General features: G+C 65.7%; 9 protein-coding genes and 1 tRNA gene. 6 read left to right on the forward strand and 4 right to left on the reverse strand.

Annotated features, from left to right (window positions below; all coding sequences use genetic code 11):
- A partial coding sequence (locus tag VF649_RS12745; protein WP_331012334.1) for a GGDEF domain-containing phosphodiesterase occupies window positions 1-1963 on the reverse strand: 1963 nt, incomplete at its 3' end.
- A 146-nt stretch (window positions 1964-2109) separates the two neighbouring features.
- On the opposite strand from VF649_RS12745, the gene moaA reads away from it, so the two are divergent.
- From moaA to VF649_RS12760, 3 genes are all read left to right on the forward strand, one after another.
- The gene (gene moaA / locus VF649_RS12750; RefSeq protein WP_331012335.1) at window positions 2110-3111 is read left to right on the forward strand and encodes a GTP 3',8-cyclase MoaA; all 1002 of its coding nucleotides are present in this window, start codon (window positions 2110-2112) and stop codon (window positions 3109-3111) included.
- Window positions 3111-3884 (forward strand): NAD kinase, encoded by a 774-nt coding sequence (locus VF649_RS12755; RefSeq protein ID WP_331012336.1) that lies wholly within the window; start codon window positions 3111-3113, stop codon window positions 3882-3884. Before moaA ends, VF649_RS12755 begins: the two co-directional genes overlap by 1 nt.
- 77 nt (window positions 3885-3961) lie before the next feature.
- A tRNA-Asn gene (locus VF649_RS12760) sits at window positions 3962-4036 on the forward strand.
- 28 nt (window positions 4037-4064) lie between these two features.
- On the opposite strand, the gene VF649_RS12765 is transcribed toward VF649_RS12760, so the two are convergent.
- Window positions 4065-4232 (reverse strand): hypothetical protein, encoded by a 168-nt coding sequence (locus VF649_RS12765; RefSeq protein ID WP_331012337.1) that lies wholly within the window; start codon window positions 4230-4232, stop codon window positions 4065-4067.
- 101 nt (window positions 4233-4333) lie between these two features.
- On the opposite strand from VF649_RS12765, the gene VF649_RS12770 reads away from it, so the two are divergent.
- Both VF649_RS12770 and VF649_RS12775 read left to right on the forward strand, forming a co-directional pair.
- A complete protein-coding gene (locus tag VF649_RS12770) occupies window positions 4334-4984 on the forward strand; it encodes a 5'-methylthioadenosine/S-adenosylhomocysteine nucleosidase (RefSeq protein WP_331012338.1) in 651 nt (216 codons plus the stop codon).
- 420 nt (window positions 4985-5404) lie between these two features.
- A complete protein-coding gene (locus tag VF649_RS12775) occupies window positions 5405-6058 on the forward strand; it encodes a peptidylprolyl isomerase (RefSeq protein WP_331012339.1) in 654 nt (217 codons plus the stop codon).
- Window positions 6059-6067: 9 nt separating this feature from the next.
- On the opposite strand, the gene VF649_RS12780 is transcribed toward VF649_RS12775, so the two are convergent.
- Window positions 6068-7288 (reverse strand): NF038122 family metalloprotease, encoded by a 1221-nt coding sequence (locus VF649_RS12780; protein ID WP_331012340.1) that lies wholly within the window; start codon window positions 7286-7288, stop codon window positions 6068-6070.
- Window positions 7289-7473: 185 nt separating this feature from the next.
- Here VF649_RS12780 and VF649_RS12785 point away from each other — a divergent pair, with 185 nt between their 5' ends.
- The gene (locus tag VF649_RS12785; protein WP_331012341.1) at window positions 7474-8931 is read left to right on the forward strand and encodes a sulfotransferase; all 1458 of its coding nucleotides are present in this window, start codon (window positions 7474-7476) and stop codon (window positions 8929-8931) included.
- Between the two features lie 5 nt (window positions 8932-8936).
- On the opposite strand, the gene secA is transcribed toward VF649_RS12785, so the two are convergent.
- The coding region (gene secA / locus VF649_RS12790) for a preprotein translocase subunit SecA (RefSeq protein WP_331012342.1) at window positions 8937-11252 on the reverse strand (2316 nt) is incomplete at its 5' end.

Genomic DNA, 11252 nt, shown 5'->3' on the forward strand with positions numbered 1-11252 from the left:
ACCCTTGCGCGGCGAGCAGTTCGAGCTGCTCCACCGTCTCGACGCCCTCGGCGATCACCGACAGGCCCAGCGACCGCGCCATATCGATCACGCCGTGTACCACCACCCGATCGCGGGTCGATCCGGTGATGTCCTGGCTCATCCGCCGGTCGATCTTCAGATAGTCGAGCGGAAGGGACTTGAGGTAGGCGAGACTGGAATAACCGGTCCCGAAATCGTCGATCGCGACCCGAACGCCACCCCGCCGCAGGTCCGCCAGCAATCCGGCCGCGACGCGCAGATCCTCGATCAGCCCGCTTTCGGTCACCTCCACGGTCAACCGTCGCCGCGGAAATCCCGCATCGTCGACCGCAGTCAGCAGGGTCGCGGCGAAATCCGGCCGCATCATGTCCGCAGCCGTCACGTTGATCGACAGCCGCAGCATGTTCAGCGGCTCCGGCCACGCGGCGGCGATCGCCAGCGCCTTGCGCTGCACATGGCCCGACAATGCCGTCAGATAGTCGGATCGTTCCGCCGCGGAAAACAACGTCACCGCACCCAACTCGCCCAGGGTCGGGTGGTGCCAGCGCGCCAGCGCCTCCACCCCCGTCACCTCCCCGCTGGTCACGTCCACCTGCGGCTGGAACAGGATATCGATCTCGTCACGGGCCAGCGCGCGCCGAAGGTCGACCTGCAACCGGGCATCGCGATCGGCGGCGGCTTCGCCCGCGCTTTCCAGCAACCGGACCGCATCGCCGTCCGCGGTCATCGCATCTGCCAAGGCCGCGCTGGTCCGGCGCAAAAGGTCGGCAGGTTCATGGTCATCCGGCGCGGACATGGCGATCCCGATGCGACACCCCACTGTCACGACATGCTCCCCCGCGGCAAAGGGGCGCGCGATCGACTCGGTGATCCGTCCCGCCAGGAACCGGGCTTCCTCCAAACCGGCGGGCGCGGCCAGCCCGACCAGGAACTCGGACGCTGCCACGCGCGCGATCAGCCGGCGGCCGACCCGGTCGGTCGCCGTCAGCCGCTCGATCCGCCGTGCCACACCCTGCAACAGGCTGTCGCCCACGCTCCGGCCGAACGCCGCGCTCAACATGTCGAACCGGTTGATCCCCACGATCATCACCACGCATCCGCGCGGGTCCGCATCCGGCACCAGCCGGCTTGCAATCCACTGCCGCGCGCCGGCGCCGTCGGCCAGTCCGGTCAGCGCGTCGCCGCGCTGCACCGATCGCGGCCCCGCCGCCAGGTTTTCGACCTGGCCTGCTATCACCGCACCATCCTCGACCACCGTCAGGTGATGCACCAGTCGGCGACCATCCGGCCCATCATGGGCAAAGGCAGTCGGCCGGCCGGTCACGGCGATGCGCCGCAACGCATCGATCGCGGCATGCCGCCCGTCATGATCCAGCTGCGCCAGCAGCGCGCGGGGCGTCGTCACCGCCGTCCGGATCAATCGCCGCAGCCCAGAACTGATCAGGATGGTGCCGCGCAGCCTGTCCCACCGCCACTGATCGGCGCGCGCGTCCTCCTGCTCGGCCGCGCGTGGACCGTTCAGGCGATCGGCATGGCGCGCCGCAAACCGCAGGTGGACGCCCAGCACCGCCTCGTCGAACGGCGCGGCCAGGATATGGGTCGCGCCCGCCTGATAGGCCGCCTCCAGGGTCGCCGGCCGTGCATCCGGCGCCAGCATCAGCAACGCCGCATGGTTGGACTGTACCGCACTGCCCAGTGCCCGCGCCGCCGCGACGGAGGCGTCATGATCCTGCCGACCGTCCACCACCGCGATCCGCGCACCACTTGCCAGGAACCGCGCGGCCACGCCTTCCGCGCGTCGCGCCGCTATCGGTCGCCAGCCGCTGGTCATCACCGCCGCCGCCAGATCGTCGCGATGGGCGAACGACAGGATGAATACCGGTGCCGCGAAATGCGGCCCACCCCCGCGGCTCAGCTCGTCGGTCAGGCGGGCATCCTCCATCTAGCTGCAACCATCTCTTGCCCGATCGTATCCGGAACGTCGCCCGAAATCGGACGTTCGCACATGATCAGGATGAGACACCTCTGTCCGGCGTCGCGGTCTTGTCCACAGCCGTTGCGACGCTTAAGCTCAGGTCCGTGAATGTTATGCCAACAGCATCCCCGCTGATCGACGGTTTCGGCCGTCGGATCAGCTATCTTCGCATCTCGGTCACCGACCGATGCGATCTCCGCTGCCGTTACTGCATGTCCGAAGCCATGACGTTCCTCCCCCGGGCGCAGGTGCTGACGCTGGAGGAGATCGCCGAACTGTCCGACGCGTTCATCGCCCGCGGCGTGCGCAAGATCCGGCTGACCGGGGGCGAGCCCCTGATCCGGCGCGGCGTGCCCGAACTCGCGCGGATGATCGGGCGGCACATCGGGCACGGACTCGAGGAATTGACGCTCACCACCAACGGCACGCAATTGGCGAAACAGGCCGCCGGCCTGGTTGCGGCCGGCGTGCGCCGCGTCAATGTCAGCCTGGATACCCGCGATCCGGACAAGTTCCGCCACGTCACGCGCTGGGGCGATGTCGCGGTCGTGCTGGACGGGATCGCCGCCGCCAAGGCCGCGGGTCTTCAGGTGAAGATCAACATGGTCGCGCTGGCCGGCTTCAACGATGCCGAAATCGAACCGATGCTGCGCTGGTGCGCGGACGACGGGCACGATCTGACGTTGATCGAAACCATGCCGCTGGGGTCGATCGACGAGGATCGTGTCGACCGGTACCTGCCGCTGGATCGGGTCCGCGCGGATCTCGCCCGGCGGTACACGCTGCGCGATATCGACGAAACCAGCGGTGGTCCGGCCCGCTACACCGTGGTCGAGGAACTCGGCGTCAAGCTGGGGCTCATCACGCCGCTCACCCATAATTTCTGCGCGACGTGCAACCGCGTGCGGGTCACGGCGTCGGGCACGCTGTTCATGTGCCTCGGGCATGAAGACAAGGTCGATCTGCGCACGGCACTCCGCACCGGCGGGCGTGAGGCGCTCGATGCCTTGCTGGACCGCGCGATGCAGATGAAGCCGCTCGCCCATGCCTTTGCGATCGGCGACCGCGCCGCCGCACCCGCAACGGTGCGTCACATGAGCGTCACGGGCGGTTAATGCCCGAACGCCGGCTGGCCCTCGCCGCATCGCCGACCGAGGCGGCGCAGGACGCGGCGGCGGAGCTTCGGCGACGCCACGACTGGGTTCCGATCGCGGAAGCCGACACGATCGTCGCACTCGGTGGTGACGGGTTTCTGCTGCAGACGCTGCACCTGATGCTCGACCGGCACCGCATCCTGCCGGTGTTCGGAATGAACCTCGGCACGGTCGGCTTCCTCATGAACGAATGGAGCGCGGAGGATCTGCTCGGTCGCATCGGACGGACGAAGCCCTTCACGGTCAATCCGCTCCGCATGGACGCGACCACCATCGACGGGCAGAGTTTCAGCAGTCCCGCCATCAACGAGGTTTCGCTCCTGCGCGAAACCCGCGAGACTGCGAAGCTGGAAGTCGTGGTCAATGGCCGTACCGTCCTTCCCGAATTGGTGTGCGACGGGATCCTGGTGGCGACACCAGCCGGATCGACCGCCTATAATCTCTCCGCGCAGGGGCCCATCCTGCCGCTCGACTCCGCGCAACTCGCGCTGACGCCGATCAGTCCGTTTCGCCCCCGTCGCTGGCGTGGCGCGATCCTGCCGGAACGGACGCGTATCTCGTTCCGTGTGCTCGATCCGGTCAAACGGCCGGTGTCCGCTGTCGCCGACCAGCGCGAGGTGCGCGATGTCGCGACCGTCGACGTCGCGATCGATCGGACGAACCCGTTGACGTTGCTGTTCGACCCTGAACATGCGCTCGACGATCGCATCACGATGGAACAGTTCGCCTTCTGACCGGCTTGTCGAAAACGGGGTTGCCACCGCGCCCCGGCTGTAGCATAGGCGCGCCTCGCCCGGACGAAACGGGCCGTTCCCCGGTAGCTCAGTGGTAGAGCGTTCGACTGTTAATCGAATGGTCGCTGGTTCGAATCCGGCCCGGGGAGCCATTTCAGCCTCTGAGATCACCGGGCCGGGTCATCGCTGCGTCTCCAGCGGCGGTTGTTGCGGGCGTTGCTGTCCGGCCGGGACGGCCACGCGCCAGGCGAATATGGCAAGCAGGATCAGCGCGATCGTCCCGGCCACGACCATGCCGATCACGATCCGGCGCCGCGCCTTGGTTCCCGGCACATCTTCGTTCACCATGACCCTACCTCTTGATCCGTTGAGGAGCGAACGCAGCGAACCGGTCATGGTTCGCCGCGACCATGATGACCTATGTTGGCCCGCCAGACGGAGTAGCAGCGTTGAAAATCCATGATCTCGGCGGCTGGCGCATCCTGTTCATCATGGCGGTGGCGCAGGAATATGGCGAGCATCTCCGCGCGCGGATCGACCCGCTGATGACCGGGGTCGGCCCGATCGAGGCCGCGCTGGCAACCGGCGTTGCGCTTCAGGCCCTGCGCCAAGCCGGGCAGCTTCCCGATCTTGTGGTCTCGCTCGGCTCCGCCGGATCGCGGACCTGCGAACTTGGTGGCGTGTATCAGGTGGCCAGCGTGTCGTGGCGCGACATGGATGCGTCCCGGCTCGGCTTCGCGAAGGGCGTCACGCCGTTCCTGGATCATGCGGTCGCGATCCCCCTGCCGACGCCGTGGCCGGACATCCCGGTCGCCACACTGTCGACCGGGGCCGATATCGTGGGCGGCGATGACTATGATGCGATCAATGCCGATCTGGTGGATATGGAATGTTTCGCGGTCCTGCGCGCGTGCCAGCGCTTCGGGCTGCCGCTGGTCGGCTTGCGTGGCGTGTCGGACGGTCCCGGTGATCTGAACGACATGATCGGCTGGACCGCCCTTCTCGGCCTGATCGATCAACGGCTGGCGATGGCGATCGACTGCCTGGACTCCGCCATGCTGAACGGAATCGCCCTGCCCGCTTGCCCGTCCGCGGCCTAGACCTGCGCCACCGGACAGCTTGGGATCGGCACCGGCATGGCCAGTCGCGCCGCCAGTTCTGCTTCTCGGAACGGCTTCGTCAATCGGGGCAGCGTCGGGTCCGGATGCTTGGCTCGCAGCACCTCCGCATAGGCATCGTTGTAAAGGAAGCTGAGGTCCGACCCTCCAGGCCACGAACATCGGGAATCTGGATCCGGGCAGCAATTCCACGACGGAACGCAATATTGTGGTCAGGACTGCGGCGCGCGCAGGGGCGACGTGGACCAGTCCAGCGCGCGCATCAACGGTTCGGTCGGCGTCTGTTCGCGCGTCACCGCCAACATCGAACTCCATCCCCGGCGCGATTGCCCTCGCTCGACATTCCCCCGCAGGCGCTTAGAAAGCGGACAGGACGAATACTCCCCGATGTTCGTCAGGAGCATGATCATGGTCGTTTGCGCCGCGCTTGCCGGTCTTTTCGCCTTGTCCGCCATCGTGCCGGCCACCGCGCCGATGGCGGCCACCGCGCAGGTGCCGGCGGCGTCACCGGCTGCCCCGCGCCCTGCCACCATCCGTGTCGCCCTGGTCACCAGCTTCGGCCCGATCACGCTCGAACTGGAAAAGGACCGTGCACCGATCACGACCGCCAATTTCCTGCATTATGTCGATACGAAACGGCTCGACGGGATGACCTTCTATCGCGCCATGCACTATGGCGCGGACGGCGGGCTGGTTCAGGGTGGCGTGCGCGATCCCCGCTTGATCGATCCGCCGATCGCGCACGAACCCACCAGCCTGACCGGCATTCGCCACGAAGACGCCACCATCTCGATGGCGCGCGGCGTTCCGGGCAGCGCGCAGGCGGACTTCTTCATCACCGTCGGTGCAATCCCCGCGCTCGATGCCGATCCGGCGCTTCCCGGCGACAATCTCGGCTTCGCCGCATTCGGTCACGTAGTGGACGGCATGGACGTAGTCCGCCGCATCCTGGCCCAGCCCATCTCCGCCACATTGGGCGAAGGCGCGATGAAGGGGCAGATGATCGCTGCCCCTGTCCGGATCGTGTCCGCGCGCCGGATCGCCGCCGGCGAATGACCCGCCGGATCAGGCCGTCGTGAAACGCACGGTCTTGACCCGGTGGCGCATCACGCCGCCGATCAGGCCGAAGCCCAGGATCATCGTCATCCAGCTCGCCGGCTCCGGTACCGCCGGCGGCGCGAACATCGAATAGATGGAAGACGTCGTCGCGACATAGTTGCTGTTATCCAGCACGTCGAACGCGACGTTCCATCCCATCGCGTCGAACGCCGCGAGGTCCAGCGCCGTCACCTCACCGGTCTGGCCGAAGCAGAAGGTCGGGTCCATGATCCCCAATTGCGGGCCGCACTGATTCACGCCTTCCGCGTCCTTCCAATGCGATCCTTGGTTCTCGTCGCCGTTGAACGACCCGGTCGACACGCTGTTGTCGAACAGCGCGGTCTTGCCGCCATCGATGGAGAAATAGGCTTCGGTACCGGCCGAAAGGTCCAGCACGCCGCCATTGCCGCGGATCAGGCCGGCCGGGTCCTTGCTGTACCGGAACATGTCCAGCGCGCTGTAGATCGACGTATCGTTCAGGCTGTACCCCAGCCCGCCGGCACCCGGGCCGTTGGGACGGCCGTAGAAATCGAGATAGTCGATACCGGACACGAACCCCAGCGCATGGCCGATCTCGTGGATGGCGACGCCGATGAAGTCGAACGTGTTCGCACCGATGCCGTTGGTCGGGTTGAAATCGAACCCGAACGTGTTGCTGAACGTCACTTCCCCATCCAGCCCGGCCGGGTTGAAGTTTCCGGTTCCACCCACCGCCTTGATGACCGCGGTGTTCATGTACAGTTTCTGGCTGCTGACCGTGTCACCCAGGATGACGTCGACATCGGCCGTATTGTCATTGCCGTCGGGCGATATGCCGCTGGAAATGAAGTTCGCCCCACCGCTGGCATTCAACGTCGGAAGGACTGCCGTCTGGTCGAGCCTCGAATTGCTCTTCGTTGCGGCGATCTGGCGCTCCCAGTTCCTCAGCGAATAATCCGCCCGCGTGCTGCCGGTCGATCCGATCACACCCGGGTCCAGCGCGTCGAAACCCACGCCCAGGTTGATGGTGACATTGTTCGTCAGCACCGATCCCCAATAGGCGGCGGCGATGTTGAAACCCTGCTCCGCGCGCGATCCGGCGACACCGCCCAGGTCGAACAGCTGGATCGTTGCAGCATGTGATCCCGTCGCGATCGACAGCATCGCTGCTCCGCAGGCAAGCGCCAGCCGTGGCGTCATGAGCGTCATCGGAACATCCCCTTTTTGGCCGACTCGTTGGGTCCGGCGTGGTATCAATGGTTAATGAACAGTTACCGGGAACACCGTCAACGGCAGGTCCGTCGGAATAAGTGCTTCGGATGCCACAGCTATCGCCAAATGCGCGTCTGGTGTGGCCGGAGGACGGGCTGCCTCGACAAGCCTTCGTCGAAAGCATGAGCAGCCCGCTTCCACCAAGAATCGTGGCGCTGCTTGCGGATCTGAAGGCTGCGTTGGCCGGTCGTGATCGCACCGCCACCAATCTCGCGGTTGGCGCGCTGTTGCGGCTGCGGGCGCCGCTCGGGGAGCAATGGCGCGCCATCGCCGAACTGATGCGGGTCAGCGGAGAACTCAACCTGGCGCACCGGGCGATGGACGCGTTCGTCGCGGCGGCCGGCGGCACAGCGGCGGCGCAGGTCGCCAAGGTCGTGCTGCTCACGCAGACCGGCCGCCAGGCTGAGGCTCATGCACTGATGGCGCGGCTGCCCGAGACCGGCGACGACAGCGCGGCGCGCGCCTATCTGCTCGGCAACACGGCGCTCACGCTCGGGCGGGTCGCGGAGGGTCGGGAACAGCTGGAATATGTCGTCCGCGCCCGCCCCGGCTGGGGACCGGGCTGGCTATCGCTGGCCTCCGCCGTCGATTTCGCGACCGATCCGTTGGGCGATCGGATGTTGGATGACCGGGCCGCCGCCGAACGCCAGGCGCCGGGCGATCGTGCCCGCTTCCACTATGCTCTCGGCAAACTTCACGCCGATCGCGGTGCGCATGCCGCCGCGTTCGCGGCCTACAGCCGCGGCGGCCAGCTCCTCCGGTCCGTGGCGCCCTATAGTCGCGGCGCAAACGAGGCGAATGCTGCCGCGGCGATGTCCGGCTTCGCGACTGCAGATTTCACGGCACCGGCACGCGATCCCGCCGGCAGCCGCCCGATCTTCGTCACTGGTCTTCCGCGGTCGGGCACGACGCTGGTCGAACAGATCCTGGCCAGCCACAGCGCGGTGGCGGACGGCGGTGAAATCAGCCTGATGCACCATCTCGCGGTTGCGGCGGGCGGCGTGTCGGGTGACGCCGTCTCACGCGCGCGCGCCAGCGAAGGATCCGGGGAGGCCTTGGCGGGGCTCTACCACCATCTGCTCGCCGAACGCTTCGGGCATCACGGCCGGATCGTCGACAAGACGATCGACAACAGCCGCTTCCTCGGCCTGATCGCGACCGTCCTGCCCGACGCACCGTTGATCTGGATGCGTCGCGACCCACTCGACAATGCGTGGTCGGCATTCCGGACCTTCTTCATTCACGGTGTCGGTTGGAGCTATGATCTCACGGAGATCGCGCATCATTTCCGATTGGAAGACGCGCTGCTCGCATATTGGCAGGATCGGCTCGGTGATCGCCTGCTCGTGCTGCCCTATGCCGGCCTGGTCAAAGAACCGCAGATGTGGACCCGTCGGCTCCTCGCTCACGCCGGCCTGCCGGATGAGCCCGCGGTCCATGCCCCGCACAAGACCGAACGCGCCGTGGTTACCGCCAGCGCGCTTCAGGTCCGCCGCCCGATCAACCGCGACGGCCTGAACGTCGCCGCCCCCTACCGCGACCTGCTGCACCCCTTTTCCACGGCGTATGAAACCGGCTGACCGCCTCAATAGGCGCCGTGGCAATGCTTGTATTTGCGTCCGGATCCGCATGGACATGGCGCATTGCGGCTGACGCGACCTTCCCATTCCGACGGATCGTCGCCCAGTTCCGGCACCATGTCCGGCTGCGCCATCTGCAACGGCGGCAGCGTGGTCGTGATATAGCCCAGATTGCCGGCGTCGATGTCGTAACTGTCGTCGAACCCGGTCAGCGGATCGATATGCGTCGTCAGGAAATCGGGCATTTCCGGCAACGGCATCGGCTGGTCGAAACGGGCATGGCCCAGCATTCGCGTCACATCCTCTCGGATCTCCACCAGCATCCGCTCGAACAGCGCGAACGCCTCCTGCTTATATTCGTTGATCGGCGTCTTCTGCGCATAGGCGCGCAGGTGGATGACCTGCCGCAACGCGTCCAGCGTCGACAGATGCTCCTTCCAATGATGATCCAGCGACTGGAGCATCACGCTCTTTTCGACCCCGCGCCAGTTCTCGATCGGCATCGACGCCACCTTCGTGGCCATCGCCGCGTCGGTTTCCGCCTGCAGCCGCTCGGCGACCATGTCGGGTTCGATGCCTTCCTCGGCAAACCATTCCACTACCGGAACGTCCACGCCCAGCATGTCGGCCGCCCGCGTTCGCAGCGACTCCGCATCCCATTGTTCGGGGTAGCTGTTGGGCGGGCAGGCATCGGCCACCAGCGCGTTCACCGTTTCGGCGCGCATGTCGGCGACGATATCGTCGACCGTGTCGGCATCCATGATGTCCGCGCGCTGTTCGTACACCACCTTGCGCTGGTCGTTCATCACGTCATCATATTCGACGACCTGCTTGCGGATGTCGTAATTGCGCGCCTCGACCTTGCCCTGCGCGGTCTGGATCGCCTTCGAAATCCAGGGGGATACGATCGCTTCGCCATCCTCCAGATTCTTGTTCATCATCTTGGCGAACATGGTCTGCGGGCCGAAGATGCGGAGCAGATCGTCGTCCAGCGACAGGTAGAAACGGCTCAGGCCAGGGTCGCCCTGGCGGCCCGACCGGCCACGCAGCTGGTTGTCGATACGGCGGCTCTCGTGCCGCTCCGTCCCCAGCACGAACAGCCCGCCCGCCGCCAGCACCGCGGCCTTTTCGGTCTCGATCTCGGCGGCTATCCTGGTAGCCACCGCGTCATAGTCCGCGGTTCCTTCGACCAGGTCCGGATATTCGTCCAGCATCCGGAATTCCAGGTTGCCGCCCAGCTTGATGTCGGTCCCGCGGCCGGCCATATTTGTTGCGATCGTGACCGCGCCCAGCCGCCCGGCCTGCGCCACGATATGAGCCTCGCGCTCATGGAACCGCGCGTTCAGCACTTCATGCTTCACGCCGTCGCGCGTCAGGAACTCCGACAGCATCTCGGACTTCTCGATCGATACCGTGCCGACCAGTATGGGCTGGCCATGCTCCGCCTTCTCGCGGATCGTCTTGGCGATCGCCGCGAACTTGTCGCCGATATTCTTGTAGAACTCGTCTTCCTCGTCGATCCGTCGGACCGGCACGTTGGTCGGGATGGTGACGACGTTCATCTTGTAGATCTGGTAGAATTCCGCCGCCTCGGTCGCCGCGGTACCGGTCATGCCGCCCAGCTTGGGGTACATGCGGAAATAATTCTGGAAGGTGATCGATGCCAGCGTCTGGTTCTCGGGCTCGATATTCACGCCCTCCTTGGCCTCGACCGCCTGATGCAATCCGTCGGACCAACGCCGGCCATCCATCATGCGGCCGGTGAACTCGTCGATGATGACGACCTTGCCGTCCTTCACCAGATAATCGACGTCGCGCTTGAACACGATGTTGGCGCGCATCGCCTGGTTCAGGTGGTGGACGACCTGCGTATTCTCGAAATCATACAGGTTGGCGCCTTCCAGCAGGCCGGCATCCTCCAGCATGCGTTCCATGCGTTCGGTGCCGTCCTCGGTCAGGATCACCGATTTCTGCTTCTCGTCGAGCTCGTAATCCTCCGGCGCGATCTGCTTCACGATGCGATCGACCGACATGTAGAGCTCGCTCTTGTCGTCGGTCGGGCCGGAGATGATCAGCGGCGTACGCGCCTCATCGATCAGGATCGAATCGACCTCGTCAACGATCGCGTGGGCGAACGGGCGCTGCACCATCGAGCTGCGCTCATATTTCATATTGTCGCGCAGATAGTCGAAGCCGAACTCGTTGTTCGTGCCGTAGGTGATATCGGCATGATAGGCGTCGCGCCGCTGCTGGTCGGTCAGATTAGGCACGATCACGCCCACGGTCAGGCCGAGGAAGCGATACACCTGCCCCATCCACTC

This window comes from Sphingomonas sp. (assembly GCF_036387535.1).
Lineage (GTDB): Bacteria > Pseudomonadota > Alphaproteobacteria > Sphingomonadales > Sphingomonadaceae > Sphingomonas_R.

Bases quoted from the DNA above. Each gene is read 5' to 3' on its own strand.
- VF649_RS12785 (WP_331012341.1), top strand. From the start codon at position 7,474: ATGAGCAGCCCGCTTCCACCAAGAATCGTGGCGCTGCTTGCGGATCTG.
- VF649_RS12755 (WP_331012336.1), top strand. From the start codon at position 3,111: ATGCCCGAACGCCGGCTGGCCCTCGCCGCATCGCCGACCGAGGCGGCG.
- VF649_RS12775 (WP_331012339.1), top strand. From the start codon at position 5,405: ATGATCATGGTCGTTTGCGCCGCGCTTGCCGGTCTTTTCGCCTTGTCC.
- VF649_RS12765 (WP_331012337.1), bottom strand. From the start codon at position 4,232: ATGGTGAACGAAGATGTGCCGGGAACCAAGGCGCGGCGCCGGATCGTG.
- moaA (WP_331012335.1), top strand. From the start codon at position 2,110: ATGCCAACAGCATCCCCGCTGATCGACGGTTTCGGCCGTCGGATCAGC.
- VF649_RS12780 (WP_331012340.1), bottom strand. From the start codon at position 7,288: ATGACGCTCATGACGCCACGGCTGGCGCTTGCCTGCGGAGCAGCGATG.